The 15,648-nt window shown below is 40.0% G+C and carries 17 protein-coding genes and 1 other annotated feature; all 17 genes read right to left on the bottom strand.

What is annotated here, in order from left to right; all coding sequences use genetic code 11:
- Positions 1-98: 98 nt before the first annotated feature.
- The 17 genes from topA to A3I9_RS0106070 all read right to left on the bottom strand — a co-directional run bounded on the left by topA (position 99) and on the right by A3I9_RS0106070 (position 15,592).
- Entirely contained in the window at positions 99-2,192 is a 2,094-nt protein-coding gene (topA, locus tag A3I9_RS0106150; protein WP_018378171.1) for a type I DNA topoisomerase, read from the bottom strand.
- 91 nt (positions 2,193-2,283) lie between these two features.
- Positions 2,284-3,126, bottom strand: coding sequence for a DNA-processing protein DprA (gene dprA, locus A3I9_RS0106145; RefSeq protein ID WP_018378170.1), 843 nt, complete (start codon positions 3,124-3,126; stop codon positions 2,284-2,286).
- A gap of 90 nt (positions 3,127-3,216) precedes the next feature.
- Complete coding sequence (locus A3I9_RS0106140; protein WP_018378169.1) at positions 3,217-4,002, bottom strand: ribonuclease HII; 786 nt, start codon at positions 4,000-4,002, stop codon at positions 3,217-3,219.
- On the bottom strand, positions 3,980-4,837 hold the full coding sequence (gene ylqF / locus A3I9_RS0106135; RefSeq protein WP_018378168.1) for a ribosome biogenesis GTPase YlqF: 858 nt from the start codon (positions 4,835-4,837) through the stop codon (positions 3,980-3,982). Before ylqF ends, A3I9_RS0106140 begins: the two co-directional genes overlap by 23 nt.
- 161 nt (positions 4,838-4,998) lie before the next feature.
- Entirely contained in the window at positions 4,999-5,364 is a 366-nt protein-coding gene (gene rplL, locus A3I9_RS0106130) for a 50S ribosomal protein L7/L12 (RefSeq protein WP_018378167.1), read from the bottom strand.
- 68 nt (positions 5,365-5,432) lie between these two features.
- Entirely contained in the window at positions 5,433-5,930 is a 498-nt protein-coding gene (gene rplJ / locus A3I9_RS0106125) for a 50S ribosomal protein L10 (protein ID WP_018378166.1), read from the bottom strand.
- 29 nt (positions 5,931-5,959) lie between these two features.
- Positions 5,960-6,095 (bottom strand) — a sequence feature (ribosomal protein L10 leader region).
- Positions 6,096-6,173: 78 nt separating this feature from the next.
- Entirely contained in the window at positions 6,174-6,764 is a 591-nt protein-coding gene (gene yihA / locus A3I9_RS0106120) for a ribosome biogenesis GTP-binding protein YihA/YsxC (RefSeq protein WP_018378165.1), read from the bottom strand.
- A 58-nt stretch (positions 6,765-6,822) separates the two neighbouring features.
- Positions 6,823-8,049 (bottom strand): ATP-dependent Clp protease ATP-binding subunit ClpX, encoded by a 1,227-nt coding sequence (clpX, locus tag A3I9_RS0106115; protein WP_018378164.1) that lies wholly within the window; start codon positions 8,047-8,049, stop codon positions 6,823-6,825.
- A gap of 25 nt (positions 8,050-8,074) precedes the next feature.
- Positions 8,075-8,245, bottom strand: a complete 171-nt coding sequence (locus tag A3I9_RS13395; RefSeq protein WP_018378163.1) for a hypothetical protein — start codon at positions 8,243-8,245, stop codon at positions 8,075-8,077.
- Between the two features lie 4 nt (positions 8,246-8,249).
- Positions 8,250-8,759 (bottom strand): dihydrofolate reductase, encoded by a 510-nt coding sequence (locus A3I9_RS0106105; RefSeq protein ID WP_018378162.1) that lies wholly within the window; start codon positions 8,757-8,759, stop codon positions 8,250-8,252.
- Positions 8,760-8,839: 80 nt separating this feature from the next.
- Positions 8,840-9,679: a thymidylate synthase gene (locus A3I9_RS0106100; protein ID WP_018378161.1), complete on the bottom strand. Its 840-nt coding sequence runs from the start codon at positions 9,677-9,679 to the stop codon at positions 8,840-8,842.
- Positions 9,680-9,762: 83 nt separating this feature from the next.
- Complete coding sequence (locus tag A3I9_RS0106095) at positions 9,763-10,722, bottom strand: ROK family glucokinase (protein WP_018378160.1); 960 nt, start codon at positions 10,720-10,722, stop codon at positions 9,763-9,765.
- A gap of 80 nt (positions 10,723-10,802) precedes the next feature.
- Positions 10,803-11,141, bottom strand: a complete 339-nt coding sequence (locus A3I9_RS0106090; RefSeq protein WP_018378159.1) for a hypothetical protein — start codon at positions 11,139-11,141, stop codon at positions 10,803-10,805.
- 15 nt (positions 11,142-11,156) lie between these two features.
- Positions 11,157-13,025, bottom strand: coding sequence for an ABC-F family ATP-binding cassette domain-containing protein (locus A3I9_RS0106085; RefSeq protein ID WP_018378158.1), 1,869 nt, complete (start codon positions 13,023-13,025; stop codon positions 11,157-11,159).
- Positions 13,022-14,230, bottom strand: a complete 1,209-nt coding sequence (locus A3I9_RS0106080; RefSeq protein ID WP_018378157.1) for a CCA tRNA nucleotidyltransferase — start codon at positions 14,228-14,230, stop codon at positions 13,022-13,024. Before A3I9_RS0106080 ends, A3I9_RS0106085 begins: the two co-directional genes overlap by 4 nt.
- A gap of 134 nt (positions 14,231-14,364) precedes the next feature.
- A complete protein-coding gene (locus tag A3I9_RS0106075) occupies positions 14,365-15,216 on the bottom strand; it encodes a DegV family protein (RefSeq protein WP_018378156.1) in 852 nt (283 codons plus the stop codon).
- 1 nt (position 15,217) lies between these two features.
- Positions 15,218-15,592, bottom strand: a complete 375-nt coding sequence (locus tag A3I9_RS0106070; protein ID WP_018378155.1) for a DUF1149 family protein — start codon at positions 15,590-15,592, stop codon at positions 15,218-15,220.
- Positions 15,593-15,648: the final 56 nt, after the last annotated feature.

Here is a 15,648-nt window from a genome sequence, read left to right as displayed (position 1 = left end):
GAATGACCTACTCACCATTCATATTCAAAATATTGGAGCTTGAATGAATAAGAATGCAAAAAAGTTTACATAATACATGTTATGTAAACTTTTTTTGCTTATTTAACTTTTTCTTCTTCGTAATCACCATTTGGACAAACAACTTGCTTACCGCCACCACGAACTTTCTTTTCAACCAGGTAATGGTCGCATTTTGGACAGTGACGACCAACCGGCTTGTCCCATGAAGTAAATTCACATTCTGGATAGCGGTCACATCCATAGAAGAGACGATTTCGTTTGCTCTTTCGCTCAATGACATGTCCTTCTCCACAGACTGGGCAGGTTACGCCAATTTCTTTGACAATTTGTTTGGTGTTGCGACAATCAGGGAAATTTGAGCAGGCGTAGAATTTGCCGTATTTGCCTAATTTGATGACCATTGGATTACCGCAAACATCACAGTCAAAACCAGCAGGCTCATCCTTGATTTGGATTTTTTCCATTTCTGTTTCTGCCTTGGCCAATTCGACCTTGAAAGGCTGGTAGAAACTATCAATGACCTTCTGCCACTGCTCCTTCCCAACTTCGACATCATCCAGTTTTTGCTCCATTTCGGCTGTAAACGTCACATTGACAATATCAGGGAAGAATTCGACGATGAGTTTGTTGACAATTTCACCTAGTTCAGTTGGTTCAAAACGTTTAGAAACAAGTTTCACATAATAACGTTTCTGAATAGTCTCAATCGTTGGGGCATAAGTAGATGGACGTCCAACACCATTTTCTTCCAACGTCTTGATAAGAGTCGCTTCTGAATAGCGAGCTGGTGGCTGCGTAAAATGCTGTTCAGGATTTGTTGTCGAACGTGTGACAACATCACCCGTTTCCATATCAGGAAGCATCTTGTTCTTATCAGCATCATTGTAAACAGCCATATAACCGTCAAATTTGACCTGACTACCATTGGCAGTAAAGAGAACTCCATTTTGACCAAGACGGACATTCATAGTATCAAAAACGGCTGCGGTCATTTGGCTAGCAACAAATCGATTCCAAATTAAGGTGTAGAGTTTGAGTTGGTCCTTATCTAAGTGTTTCGCAATAGATTCTGGTGTCAGATTGACGTTCGAAGGTCGAATAGCTTCATGCGCATCCTGAGCACCTGATGCATTACGCACTCGACTTCCATGCTTCGAATATTTTTCTCCAAATCGCTCCGTGATGAAGGCTGCTGCTTGTTCCTGTGCCACAGGACTGATACGCGTAGAGTCTGTACGCATATAAGTAATCAACCCTTGCGCTCCACCAGTTCCCAAATTCACTCCCTCATAGAGTTGCTGAGCGACCATCATGGTTTTACGAGTTCGGAAATTGATTTTATTGGCCGCATCCATCTGCATCGTGGAAGTTGTGTATGGCAATGGAGCATTGCGTTTCCGTTCCTTGCGTTCCACCTGCTCAACTTGGAACTCATCTCCCTTGATGCGAGCCAGTACTTCTTTGACTTGATCATTGTTCTCGAGTTTCAGTTTTTTTCCATCAAGTCCGTAGAAATTCGCTTGAAACTTTTTATTTCCCTTTTTAAAGTTCGCATCAATGGTCCAGTATTCTTCTGGTTGGAATCGGTTGATCTCATTTTCGCGGTCAATGATCAGCTTTAAAGCAACAGACTGCACACGTCCTGCTGATAAACCTTTTTTGACCTTCTTCCATAGGAGTGGTGAAATAGAATACCCCACGATACGGTCTAAAACACGACGAGCCTGCTGGGCATCTACTAGGTCATGGTCAATCGTTCGAGGCTCTTTAAAAGCATTTTTTACAGCATCTTTGGTAATCTCATTAAAGACCACACGGTTGGCATCCGATTCGTCCAAGTTCAAAATATGTGCCAAATGCCATGAAATAGCTTCTCCTTCACGGTCCGGGTCACTCGCTAAATAGACTTTTTTAGCATTCTTTGCTTCTTTTTTCAGAGAGTTTATTAGGTCTCCCTTACCACGAATATTGATATATTGCGGTTCATAGTTATTCTCAAAATCAATTGACATGGTTGATTTTTTCAAATCTCGAATATGTCCAACTGAGGCAACTACCTTGTAATTTCGACCCAAATATTTCTCAATTGTTTTTGCCTTTGCAGGCGACTCTACGATAACTAGATTTTTCTTTGTTATCGTTTTCTTTTTTGTACTTGTTTTTGTAGCCATTTTCATACCTTTATAGTTTTAACTCTCAAAAGAATATACTATTTTTAGGTATGTGTCAAGAACTTTCTTTTTCCTATAGGAGAAACAACTTTCATTTTTCATACTCTGATAGGATGTCAAAGCCTGATGTGACGCACTTTGCGCCTTCTTGTATTAAAAGGTGGCATCCATCCGATTTTCCATCTAAAATGGAACCAGGAATTGCAAAGATATCACGTCCTTCTTCCAAAGCTCTCTCACAGGTAATCAGACTACCAGATCTCATCTTAGCTTCTGCTACTAGAACCGCACGAGATAGCCCTGCAATAAGTCGATTCCGTTCTGGGAAATGGTATTTCAAAGGCTTAGATTCTGGTTCATACTCTGACAGTAACAATTGGTTCTTGGCAAGATAGTTTTGTAACTCTCGATTTTCTCTTGGATAATACTGGTCGAGTCCTGTCCCAATAACAGCAATTGTTTGCCCACCGTTTTTGAGACTGGCAATATGCGCCGCTGTATCAATCCCACGTGCCAAACCACTCACAATGACAAAGCGATTCTTCAACTCATTGATGATTTTTTGAATAGATTGGATTCCATACGTACTAGCCTTGCGCGTGCCCACAACAGCAAGTTTTGGTAAATCCAGTAATTCTAAATTCCCCTGATAAAAGATAAGAGTAGGTGGATTGTAAATTTCTTTTAACTCCATAGGATAGATGGTGTCTAAAATAGAAAACGATGGGAAGCGATTGAACTCCTCACGGCAGGACTTAATATCTAATTGCTTATATTTTTCAATAAAGAGAATTGGTTCCTTGCACTCAGATACTACTGCAATATCCCGTAGCGATAGTCGCTTTCCGACTTTCTCTTTATACGCTAATACCTTATTGATATTGAGATTTGTCAGTCCTGCTTTTTTCAGCTTAAAAATGTCAAAATTATTCATAAAATCCCTCCATTTATTTAATTCGAAAACCGTCCAACAAACTTGTTGAACGGTTGAAAAATTGATCAAAATAGAGTGAATTGATTCACTTTACTGTTGTTGGGACTTCAGGATACCTTTAATCGGTTCGAACGTTTTTCGGTGAATTGGTGTCACACCATATCTTTTAAGACCTTCCAAATGCTCCGCCGTCCCATATCCAGCATTTTGAGCAAAACCATATCCCGGAAATTGCCGGTCGTAGTCTGCCATGATACGATCACGGGTGACTTTAGCCACGATGGAAGCAGCAGCAATTGAAAGAGAATTAGCATCTCCTTTAATAATAGATTGCTGTGGAATTTGAGTTTCTAGCTTCATGGCGTCAATCAGCAGATAATCAGGTCGCATCACTTCACCTTTCAAATTGTGAATGGCTGCTAACATTCCAATTTTGGTCGCCTCATAGATATTAACTTGGTCAATGGTTTCCTGGTCTACAATTCCGATTCCCACGCTGAGTGCAGCTTCTAAAACAGCTTGATAGATAGTCTCGTGCTTACTTTTAGGAATTTTTTTAGAATCATTAAGACCCGTAATCTTACAATTCTTAGGCAAAATGACACAAGCAGTCACCACAGGACCTGCAAGCGGACCCCGACCCACTTCATCAATCCCCGCAATCGCCTCATACCCTTTGCTGTATAACTCCTTTTCATAGCGCAACATGTTTTCCAAGCGTTCCTCTTCCGCAATCACCGCTTGAATAGTCTTTCTTCGCTGACGAATGGCAGATTGGACTCCTGCTCTGCTATCCGCCTCAAACATGGCCCAGCGTTCATCAGCTAAATCTGAGATAGTAGCCAATTCTTCTTTAATTTCCTTGATTGTCGCCATCTACTTCTACCCTATCCAGTGTATATAGCCCTAATTTTCCATCACGAACATCCTTCACAAAAAGACTGTAAAACCGATCATAATCATCTCGGAAACCTAATTTCTTTGTCAGTGACATGATCATTTCAGGCGCTTCTTCCTCCAAGTCAATCCCTTTAAACCGCTCTTTTAGGCGTTCTGGATAATAGGTTTTGAAATAATTTAATCCAAAAATCGTTACTTCGTCCATCGGGAGTAACTGATCTTTAATCGCACCTGTTAGAGCTAATTTTAGACCAACCACCTCATCTTCAAACTTGGGCCAGAGAATCCCTGGTGTATCCAAAATTTCCAAATCTTTATTCGATTTGAGCCACTGTTGCCCCTTTGTCACACCTGGCTTATTGCCAACGACGGCGATTTTCTTACCTGCCAAACGATTCATTAAGGTAGATTTCCCTGCATTTGGGATGCCGATAATCATGGTGCGTAAGGTTTCAATCTGGATCCCCCTCTCTTTCTGACGGGCAATTTTATCTGCCATCAAAGCCTTCGCCGCATCTGTCACTTTTTTAACGGTTGACTGTTCCTTGGAATTGATGACCAAGGTTTTAATTCCTTGACTTTCATAAAAAGTACGCCATTCCTTAGTCCGAACTGGATCTGCTAAATCCGCCTTGTTCAAAATCAGCAACTTTGGCTTATCTCCGACAATCTTTGTTAACATGGGATTTTGACTGGATAAAGGCAATCTTGCATCTACCAAAATCGTCACAAAATCCACAAATTTTATGTTTTCCTGTACCTGTCTCCGAGCCTTGGACATGTGCCCTGGAAACCATTGAATCGTAGCCATTTATTCACCTCATACAATTACATTTTCATTCTCTCTATTATACCATGAATGAGGCAATAATGGAGAAGCGACATTTTCATAAAACACATGACAAAAATCCCCACCAAGAAAACTCTCAGTGGGGATGCTATTAGAATATTGCAAGTACTTGCAGAACTCTATTATTTAAGAGTTACGCTAGCTCCAGCTTCTTCCAATTTAGCTTTGATTTCTTCAGCTTCAGCTGCAGAAGCACCTTCTTTGATGATTGATGGTGCGTTGTCAACGATAGCTTTAGCTTCTTTAAGGCCTTCACCAGTGATTTCACGTACAACTTTGATAACGCCAACTTTTTTGTCGCCAGCAGATGTCAATTCAACGTCGAATGAATCTTTAGCAGCTTCTTCAGCACCACCAGCAGCAGCAACTGCAACAGGAGCAGCAGCTGTTACACCAAATTCTTCTTCGATAGCTTTTACAAGGTCGTTAAGCTCAAGGATTGTAGCTTCTTTAATTTCAGCAATAATGTTTTCAATGTTCAATGCCATTGTGATTTCCTCCAAATAGTTTTTTTTAAAATAGTTTTTGTAGCACTAAGCAGCTACACTCTGACGCATTAAGCAGCGTCTTCTTCTTTTTCTGCAACTGCTTTGACAGCATATGCAACGTTGCGAACAGGCGCTTGAAGTACTGAAAGGAGCATAGAAAGCATTCCTTCGCGGTTTGGCAATGTAGCAAGTGCTTCAATTTCAGCTTTAGTTGAAACTTTACCTTCTACAGCACCACCCTTGATTTCAAGAGCGTCAGCAGTTTTTGCAAAATCATAGATAATTTTAGCTGGAGCAACTGCATCGTTTGAGAATGCAACTGCAGATGGACCTACAAACAATTCTACAAGTCCTTCAAGACCAGCTTTCTCTGCAGCACGACGCAAGATTGAGTTTTTAATGACTTTATACTCAACTTCTTCACCACGCAAGTTACGACGAAGAACTGTATCTTGTTCAACTGTCAAACCACGTGCGTCTACTACAACGATTGAAGTAGCAGCTTTCATTTGCTCGGCAACTGCATCTACTAATTCTGCTTTTTTAGCAATAATAGCTTCTGACATTTCGTTTTACCTCCGTTTTTATTTTGGGCTAGGCACAAAAAAAATCGCACCTAAACCTAGACACGAAAGTACAAATACGCATAATTAAGATTATCGTTTTGTGCCTCGGTAGGATCTTTATGAGTCCAGCTCCCCTACTGTCTTAGGTCAGTTTTTTCAAACCTCAATTATGATACCATACTTCTGTGATGGATGCAAGGATTTTCTTTCAACATTTGAAAAAAATCGGAAAAAATCCGATTTTTAATCAATTTTCTCTAAAATACTGTTCCAAGCCTCTTCAAATCCATGTCGTGTTTCTGATGAAAACACCACAAAATGATCACTTTTCTCAAAATCTAGTTTCTTCTTGATAGCTGATTCATGCTTATTCCATTTTCCGCGTGGAATCTTATCTGCCTTTGTAGCCACAACAATAACAGGAATTTCGTAATACTTGAGAAATTCATACATCTGTACATCGTCAGCAGATGGATCATGTCGCATATCGACTAAGCTCACCACTGCTCGAAGATTATCACGGCTGGTCAAATACTCCTCAATCATCTTACCCCACTTGGCTCTCTCTGTTTTTGAAACCTTAGCGTAGCCATAGCCAGGAACATCGACAAAACGAAGCTTGTCATCAATATTGTAAAAATTGAGTTGCTGAGTCTTTCCAGGTTTACTTGAGGTACGTGCTAAATTTTTACGTCCTAAAAGCGTATTGATAAAAGAGGATTTTCCCACATTTGAGCGTCCAGCCAAAGCAATCTCAGGCATATCGTCTTGAGGGTACTGTGCTTTCGAGACAGCACTAAGAACAATCTCTGCATTATTGGTATTGATTTCCATCATTTTCCTTTCAACAGTAGCCAGCGGAATCAACGCTGACCGGTATCATCATTCTGATTTAAGCTGTTTCTAACAAAGGTTTTTCAGTCCCTTGGACAGCTTCTTTGGTGATACGAACGCGTTTCACCTCTTCCTGACTTGGAATTTCAAACATGACATCTAACATAGTTTCTTCAATGATTGAGCGAAGACCACGTGCGCCTGTCTTCCGTTCAATCGCCTTATTAGCAATTTCTTGAAGCGCATCATCATCAAATTCTAACTCTACGTCATCGTAGGATAGAAGGGTTTGGTATTGCTTCACAAGAGCATTACGAGGCTCTGTTAAAATACGTACTAAATCGTCAACCGTTAGTTGATTCAACGCCGCAAAAACAGGTAATCGTCCAATCAATTCTGGAATAATCCCAAATTTCTGGATGTCTTCTGAAATGATATTTTGCATGTATGAATCTTTTTCGTCAATTGCTTTATTGTTATGGCCAAAGCCGATGATTTTTTCGCCGAGGCGCTGTTTGACAATTTCTTCGATGCCGTCAAAGGCACCACCAACGATAAAGAGGATATTTTTTGTATCAATTTGGATCATTTCCTGATTTGGGTGTTTACGCCCACCTTGTGGAGGTACACTTGCTACAGTTCCCTCAATAATTTTCAAGAGAGCTTGTTGCACCCCTTCACCAGAAACATCGCGAGTAATAGATACATTTTCACCTTTTTTTGCGATTTTATCAATCTCATCAACGTAAATAATTCCGCGTTCAGCACGCTCAATGTTATAATCTGCCGCCTGAATGAGTTTTAACAAAATATTTTCAACATCCTCTCCGACATAGCCTGCTTCTGTCAAAGAGGTTGCATCCGCAATCGCAAACGGTACATTTAGACTTTTAGCCAAGGTTTGAGCCAAAAAGGTCTTTCCTGATCCAGTAGGGCCGATCATCAAGATGTTGGATTTCTGTAAATCCACATCATTCTCATCTCGACTATCTTGGAAATTGATACGCTTGTAGTGGTTATAAACCGCAACAGCTAAGGCGCGTTTCGCCCGATCTTGTCCAATAACATAGTGGCTTAAGATGTTTAACAATTCCTGTGGCTTTGGTGTGTCAGCCAAATCAGTGAGCACCTCTTCCGCTAACTCTTCACGAATAATTTCCTGTGCTAATTCCACACATTCGTCACAAATAAAAACATTATTTCCTGCAATGATTTTTCTGACTTCTTCTTGACTCTTTCCACAAAAAGAACAATAAATCATCTCAGGCTGGTTGTGTATTGCCATTTTTTCCCTCTTACTCTACAAAATTCTAAAACAAAAAACCATAAAATGCATGAATACTATTGACCAAATTGGTAAAGGCATTCAGCAAGAAGATGGTGGCTAGCCCATAGCGTTTTTTTTGAAATGCTTGACCAGCACAAAGGACACAAATACCGCATAGGAAGGCTGTAAAGAGTCCAAATAAACTTTTTTGCATGCTCTTATTTCTCTCTTTCAAATATCCTAATGGTAAAATCAGCAGGATTTTCTGCATCTTTTGCTCTGAAGTCTGACCGAACTTCTTTCCAAACAGACCAATCAAAGTCAGTAGGAAAATACGTATCTCCTTCATAGTGAGCATGGATATCTGTACGGACCAATTGGTCTAAATAGGGTTCAAATATCGTAAATACCTGCTTACCACCAATGACATACAAATTTTTATCCTGCGCTTTGTACCAATCCAAAATCTCATTAACATCATGGAAAATGAGAACACGCTCGTTGTCACTGCGAAATTCCCTGTCACGCGTTAAAATGAGCGAGAGTCGACCCGGAAGTGCCCGTCTCCCCATTCCGTCAAAAGTAACACGCCCCATCAAAAGATTGTGTCCAATTGTGGTTTCCTTAAAATGCCGCAATTCAGCAGGAAGAGACCATGGCAAGACTTGATTCTTGCCAATGACACCTTCTTCATCTTGCGCCCAAATTCCGATGATTTTTTTTGTCATATTCTCCATCTTTCCATTATTATATTCTATCAGATATTCAATAAAAATGCACTTGCCAGACTTGTGGCAAGTACAAATTGTTAAATTGCGAGGTCAAATTTCAATTGTGGCCGAACAGGTTCATAATCCACCAACTCAAAATCCTCAGGTTTAATGTCAAAGAAATTCGTTTCATCTGGCACATTCAATACTAATCTAGGTTGACAATCTGTTGCCTCACGGCGAAGCAATTCTTGAGCTTGCTCAAATTGATTATCATAGATATGAAGATTGTTAACGAAATAAAAGAATTTTCCAACTTTCCAACCAAAATGTTTGGCAATCATCATTTGAAGGGCAACATATTGCATGGCATTAATATGATGAGCCACCAACATATCATTGGAACGTTGGGTCAACGTTGCATCTAAATATATTTCGCCATCAACATGTCGTACATCAAACATGGTCTGAAAAGCGCACGGCAAAAGTCCTTCTGATGTTTCAAAGGCTTCATAATCCCAAAGCGAAATGACATTCCGGCGATTCCAAGGATTTTCTTCCAATTGTTTTAGGATTTTATGGACAATCTGATGCTTTTTAACAATGGCACCATAGCGCTCACCAATTGTCCCGCTATCCCCTACTTCCCAGTCATTCCAATAATTCACATTGTATTTGTCCGTCAACACAGACAAATCACTGGTTTGATCCTGATAAATCCAAAAAATCTCCTTGATGGCAGACTTGATGGCAATCGGACGAAGGGTGGTAATAGGAAATTCCCCTTTATTCAAATCATAACTAGCGAAGACGCCTGTAATGTACTTAGAGTTGGCAGTTTGTCCATCCTTATACTTAGGCCGAGCCTGCTCTGACCATACACCTTCTTCCAAAATCTCACGAATATTCTCTTTAAAAATTTGATCTGCTTTTGTCATACTTTTATTATATCACGCAGACCCGTTTTTGTCTGAAAAGAAGTGAAACAAGAAAAAAGACTAGAAATCTAGTCTTTAAGAGTTTATTTCAACACCAATGACGCTGCACCAATAACACCTGCATCATTTCCAAGATTTGCCAAGGACAATTTGGTAGATGTCTTGATAGGTGGGAAGACATTTTCTTCATAAACCTTTTGAACACCCGATAGAAGAAACTCTCCTGCTGCTGATACACCACCACCAATAACGATAAAGGCTGGATTCAAGATACTGGCAATATTGGCACAGGCTGTCCCAAGGTAACGTGAAAAATGTTTGTAAACGATAAGAGCTAAATCATCACCTTCTTTCGCCAAGTCAAAGACATCTTTTGCAGTGACTTCTTGGCCGTCATCAATCATCTTCTTGAGCTGTGCATCTCCTGCATACTGATCAGCATAACGGCGCGTTAAATTGACAATCCCTGTTGCAGAGGCAACCGTTTCAAGACAGCCCTTCTTGCCACAAGTACAAGCGATTGGGTCTTCAAAATCAACCACGATATGACCCAATTCCCCTCCAGCGCCACCAAAACCATGAATGAGATTTCCAGAAGCGACAACACCGCCACCAACACCTGTTCCTAGTGTCATAAAGACAACATCTGGATTGTTTTCGCCAGCGCCAACCCACTGCTCACCAAGAGCTGCTACGTTGGCGTCATTGTCAATATAAAATGGCAAACCAATGGCTTCTTCAAATTGTTTTTTGACTTCTTGCAAGTCTTTCCAGTTGAGGTTATAAGCTCCGATGACAGTTCCTGCATGGCGGTCAACAACACCCGGCGAGCCCATTCCAATCCCCAAAAAGTCTTCTTGGTTTAAATTGTGCGTTTCCATGCGGTGCTGGATAGAAGCAATGATATCTGGTACGATATGACGTCCGTCTTCCAAAATATTTGTCTTAATCGACCATTTTTCTTGAATTTCACCATCAGTTGTTAAAATTGCTAACTTGACAGATGTACCGCCAAGGTCAATACCAATAATTTTCTTAGACATACTGTTCTCCTAAAAATAAATGAATGTTCAGTTTATTATATCATATTGGAAAGGGTTGCAACATCAAAAAATTCATTTTGTTATCGTAAAAAATAGAGCAACACTAATAATTGTAAATGAATGAGAAAGCGAACGGCACTAAACACAAATACCATTGAAAATTTACTCTTCTCTCCTTGGTAACTGGTATAGAAAAAGAGACTGGAAATAGATGTAAAACTAAGAGCGAAAACGACCATTTGAACTGGATGGTAACTTTTAGCATAAAACACCAGACCTGCTAACACCAATAGAAGAAATAAGCAAAGAAGTATAAAGAGAGATAAGCGCATCGTTTTCGTTTTTAAAAAATTATATAAGCCTGCAAACAACGCTACAAGAATATAGAGTATCAGGCAACCAATTGCAACTAATTTCATCTAATTTCCCTCGCTCTAATTTTCTAGTTCACTCAGATACTCGTAGCGCTCATACTTTTCTAAAAGGAGATCATTTCGAGTATCTAATTCTTTTTGTAAATCAGAAAGACGTGTGAAATCACTACCACAAGTCTGCATATCTGCTTCTATCTCTGCAATTTTTTCTTCGATGCTAGCAATATCTGTTTCTATACTTGCCCACTCTTGTTTTTCGACGTAGGACATTCGTTGCTTTTCAGTACGAACGCGATCCGTTTTTTCAGATTTCTCTTTGACCACTGTTTGCTGAGGCATTGCCAAAAAGGCTTTTTCATCTAAATAGTCCGTATAGTTTCCAAAGAAAATATCAATCCCTTGATCTTCAAAGGCAATGATTTTGTTAGCAACTTTATCAAGGAAGTAACGGTCGTGGCTGACTGTGATAACGGGACCTGCGAAATGCTGCAGGAAATTCTCCAAGACAGTCAGAGTCGCAATGTCTAAGTCATTGGTCGGTTCATCTAAGAGAAGAACATTTGGTCGTTCTAATAAGATTTTTAGCAAATAAAGTCGCTTCTTCTCTCCACCCGATAATTTTTCAATCAATGTTCCATGAGTATTACGAGAGAACAGAAATTGCTCCAGCAACTCTGCAATCGAAACCATTCCTGAGCTGGTTTGGGCTTCTTCTGCCACTTCCTGCAAGAAGTTAATGACTCGTTTTTTCTCATCCAGTCCTTTGATTTGCTGCGAAAAATAACCAATCCGGATTGTTTCGCCAATGTCAATTTTTCCAGTATCAGCCTGCAATTCACCTGCAATTAGATTTAGCAGGGTTGATTTTCCTTTCCCATTATCGCCAACAATTCCGATACGATCTGCATTTTGAATAAGGAGGCTAAAATCAGTCAAAATTGGTTTATCAGGATAAGAGAATGACACCCCTTCAAACTGAATGACTTTCTTTCCAATTCGGCTCGTTTCAAAATTCATTTCTAGTTGGCTATCATTTACCTTATGAGATAAATCTTCTTTCAAATCATGAAAGCGATGAATTCGCGCTTCCTGCTTCGTCGCACGTGCCTGAGGCTGACGGCGCATCCAAGCCAATTCCTGCTTGTATAATTGCTCTTTCTTATGGAGGGAGGCTGCGTCACGCTCATCCTGCTCTGCCTTCAGACGAACATAATCCTGATAATTCCCCTGATATTCTGTCAGATTCGCACGGTCCAATTCAAAAATTCGAGTCGCTACATTATCCAAGAAATAGCGATCGTGGGTAATGAAGAGAACTGTCTTTTTTGATGATTTTAAGAATTGCTGCAACCATTCAATGGTATCAATGTCCAAGTGGTTTGTTGGCTCATCTAGTAGGAGCAAGTCATCATCACCAAGCAAGGTTTGGGCCAATTGCACTCGACGACGTAATCCACCTGACAAATCTCCAACTTTTTGATTCAAATCTGACAGGCCCAATTTCGTCAAAACCGTTTTGACTTGACTTTCCACTTCCCAAGCGTTCAAGGCGTCCATCTCGGCCATGACCTTTTCGAGTTTTACCTGATTCGATTCATCATACTGGCTGGTCAACTGTTCGTAGTCTCTAATCAGTTGCATTTCACGCAAATCATTTGACAAGACTGTGTCTAACACGGTTTTGTCATCATCAAAGTCAGGATCCTGCGTTAAATAAGCCATCCGGTAGTCATTTTTCCGTGTAAAAGGTGAACGGTCACCATCAAATCCTAATCTTCCTGAAATCACATCCAGGAGCGTAGTTTTCCCAGTCCCGTTGACCCCGATAATACCGATTCGGTCTTCCTCATGAATAATGAAGGACAAATCTCTAAAAACGGTCTTATCTCCAACAGATTTTGTCAAGTGTTCAACAATAAAATCACTCATACTATCCCTTTCCCTTCTAAAAAGGCAAAGATTGCTTCTTTTTGATTTTCAATCTGGCCCCAAACAATTGCTTCTTCAATGGTCGTTAGGAGCTTCCCTAACTGCGGTCCAGGTTTGATACCAAATTCCTGCATCAATGTCGCACCATTGACCACCAGTTCATGCTTGTCATGAATTTGCAAACTAGCATCTAACGCTTGAATACTTTCAGTTTCTACCGAAAGCCCCTGCGCTTGACGCAAATCCTCAACTAACAGTAAATTGTCCAAACCATATTTGTAGCACAGCCACTTGTCCGCGGAAGCCTCTTCGCGAATTCGATAAACCTCAACTAAGTGTGAGACTGTTTTTTGAAAATCATTAGAAGTCTTCCATTTTCTAAGAAAGCCTCGAACATCCTTGACTTCCAAAGCGATCAACAGCATAGCCCACGCCTGTTCGGATGTTTGAAAACAAAAATCCTCTTTCAATCGCTCTAATAAAGCAGTCAACTCTGTTCCCTTCTGCTTCATCTCAGGCAAGAAATTGTAAGCTTTGGCTTCAATCAATTTCTGAAAACCTTTCCGCCAAAAACGTGCCAGCAATAGTTTATCAAATTCTATAAAAATACGTTCTACCGAAATTTTTTCAAGTAAGGGAGCTGTTTCACGCATGGCTTGGAAGGTTTCTGTTTCAATATCGAAATCTAGTGTCGCTGCAAAACGAAAGCCACGCATGATTCTCAAAGCATCCTCGTTAAACCGTTCACTAGCGACTCCTACTGCTCGGAGCAAGTACTGCTGTAAATCTGTCAAACCATCGAATTGATCAATCACCTCTCCTGACTGATTTAGCGCAAAGGCATTCACAGTAAAATCGCGACGTTTTAAATCCTCATCAAGGGAACGCACAAAAGAAACCTGACTTGGACGACGATAATCAACATAGACGTCCTCAGTCCGAAAGGTTGTAATTTCATATTCATGCTGATGATGTAGTACCAAAACAGTCCCATGTTCTATCCCAACATCAACCGTTCTTTGAAAGACAGACTTTGTTTCCTCAGGGTAGGCACTAGTGGCAATATCAACATCATGGATAGGACGGCCTAAAATGGCATCTCGAACTGAGCCACCAACAAAATAAGCCTCATAACCAGCTGATTGTAGTTTATTTAAAATCGGCAAAGCCTCCTGAAATTCAGAAGGCATATTGTGTAATTTCATATTAAATGTTCCAACCCATTTACAAGTTTTTTATCAGAATAAAGACAGCTTTGCATGTAAATGTCATCATAAGACTGAGATTCACACTAAAATGTCATTGTGTGTATCATAAAAATAAAATGCAAATGTCTATTCTACTCAATAATCGGTGTAATACCTGCTGCAATTGCCCCTTCACCTAAGTGTGTTCCAATGACAGATCCAAATGTGACAATTGGCAATTCCCCTGAAACTCCTTGCTCACGCAGAAGACGTTGAAATTCCTCAGCCTTTTCAGGGGCATTCGCATGAATAATCAATGTTTGATATTCACCATCTCCAAATTTTTCTTGAATAATTTCCAAGAGACGTTTTACGGCTTTTTTCTCTGTCCGAACTTTCTCGTAAACCTCTATTTTTCCTTCTTCAGTAAAATAAAGGATTGGCTTAATGCTCAGCAGATTTCCCAGCAAAGCAACGCCATTTGATAGACGACCACCTTTTACCAAATGATTCAGGTCATCTACCATAATGAAAGCTGCTGTTTTATCAATTTGATATTGTAATTTATCTAAAATCTCATCAAATGTACTTGTATTTTCAGACCAGCGCAATACATTTTCAACCATTAACCCTAGAGGTGCAGAGGTAATACGACTGTCTGGAAATGCGACTGTCAAATCTGACACTTCATCTGCTAAAAACTGAATATTTTGATAAAAACCTGAAATTCCTGATGACAAGAAAAGTCCAATAGCATGTGTATATCCCTGTGCTGGTAATGCAGTTAGAATTTCTGCAAGACTTGCTAAACTTGGTTGACTAGTTTTTGGTAATTCTGTCGACTGCGCCATCTTTTCATAAAATTCTTCTGCAGTGAGATTCTTCCCTTCGACATACTCCACATTATCAATGGTAACAGGAATTTCCAATACAAAAAGACGTTCATGCTGGGCAATATGTGAAGGCAATACAGCTGATGAGTCTGTAATAACGGCTAATTTCATTCTACATCTCCAATTTCACGCCTGGTGCATCAAAGGCAATTTCTGTCACTTCATAGGTCAAGCGTTTTAACATATCAATGAGGGGTTCAACCAAGAAATGTTTTTCTTCATCTGAAAATTCATTTGGTCCTTCTACGATTCGGTTTGAAATATGAACACCTTGTGTCATCAATCCTGAAATAACAAATTGGTCCAAGACAATCATAAAGTTCATGATGGTCACAACTGTCATAGTTTGTTCTTCATCATTTTTTTCCATCAAATGAAAATCCACTCGAACCCTAGTTTCAGGAACACCATGCTCTTCTTCCCACTGACGATTACGTGCATCAAAGTGATATTGATTGACAAATTCTTTCTCGCGTACGACTTCCATCTCTTACTCCTCATTACAATAATAATTTATATTATACCATAAATTCATGTAAACAT

The sequence above is a fragment of the Streptococcus ovis DSM 16829 genome, assembly GCF_000380125.1.
Classification (GTDB): domain Bacteria; phylum Bacillota; class Bacilli; order Lactobacillales; family Streptococcaceae; genus Streptococcus; species Streptococcus ovis.
The sequence above is the reverse complement of the archived record's forward strand: the minus strand, read 5'-3'. Positions and strand labels throughout refer to the sequence as shown.

Bases quoted from the DNA above. Each gene is read 5' to 3' on its own strand.
- topA (WP_018378171.1), bottom strand. From the start codon at position 2,192: ATGGCTACAAAAACAAGTACAAAAAAGAAAACGATAACAAAGAAAAAT.
- dprA (WP_018378170.1), bottom strand. From the start codon at position 3,126: ATGAATAATTTTGACATTTTTAAGCTGAAAAAAGCAGGACTGACAAAT.
- A3I9_RS0106140 (WP_018378169.1), bottom strand. From the start codon at position 4,002: ATGGCGACAATCAAGGAAATTAAAGAAGAATTGGCTACTATCTCAGAT.
- ylqF (WP_018378168.1), bottom strand. From the start codon at position 4,837: ATGGCTACGATTCAATGGTTTCCAGGGCACATGTCCAAGGCTCGGAGA.
- rplL (WP_018378167.1), bottom strand. From the start codon at position 5,364: ATGGCATTGAACATTGAAAACATTATTGCTGAAATTAAAGAAGCTACA.
- rplJ (WP_018378166.1), bottom strand. From the start codon at position 5,930: ATGTCAGAAGCTATTATTGCTAAAAAAGCAGAATTAGTAGATGCAGTT.
- yihA (WP_018378165.1), bottom strand. From the start codon at position 6,764: ATGGAAATCAATACCAATAATGCAGAGATTGTTCTTAGTGCTGTCTCG.
- clpX (WP_018378164.1), bottom strand. From the start codon at position 8,049: ATGGCAATACACAACCAGCCTGAGATGATTTATTGTTCTTTTTGTGGA.
- A3I9_RS13395 (WP_018378163.1), bottom strand. From the start codon at position 8,245: ATGCAAAAAAGTTTATTTGGACTCTTTACAGCCTTCCTATGCGGTATT.
- A3I9_RS0106105 (WP_018378162.1), bottom strand. From the start codon at position 8,759: ATGACAAAAAAAATCATCGGAATTTGGGCGCAAGATGAAGAAGGTGTC.
- A3I9_RS0106100 (WP_018378161.1), bottom strand. From the start codon at position 9,679: ATGACAAAAGCAGATCAAATTTTTAAAGAGAATATTCGTGAGATTTTG.
- A3I9_RS0106095 (WP_018378160.1), bottom strand. From the start codon at position 10,722: ATGTCTAAGAAAATTATTGGTATTGACCTTGGCGGTACATCTGTCAAG.
- A3I9_RS0106090 (WP_018378159.1), bottom strand. From the start codon at position 11,141: ATGAAATTAGTTGCAATTGGTTGCCTGATACTCTATATTCTTGTAGCG.
- A3I9_RS0106085 (WP_018378158.1), bottom strand. From the start codon at position 13,025: ATGAGTGATTTTATTGTTGAACACTTGACAAAATCTGTTGGAGATAAG.
- A3I9_RS0106080 (WP_018378157.1), bottom strand. From the start codon at position 14,230: ATGAAATTACACAATATGCCTTCTGAATTTCAGGAGGCTTTGCCGATT.
- A3I9_RS0106075 (WP_018378156.1), bottom strand. From the start codon at position 15,216: ATGAAATTAGCCGTTATTACAGACTCATCAGCTGTATTGCCTTCACAT.
- A3I9_RS0106070 (WP_018378155.1), bottom strand. From the start codon at position 15,592: ATGGAAGTCGTACGCGAGAAAGAATTTGTCAATCAATATCACTTTGAT.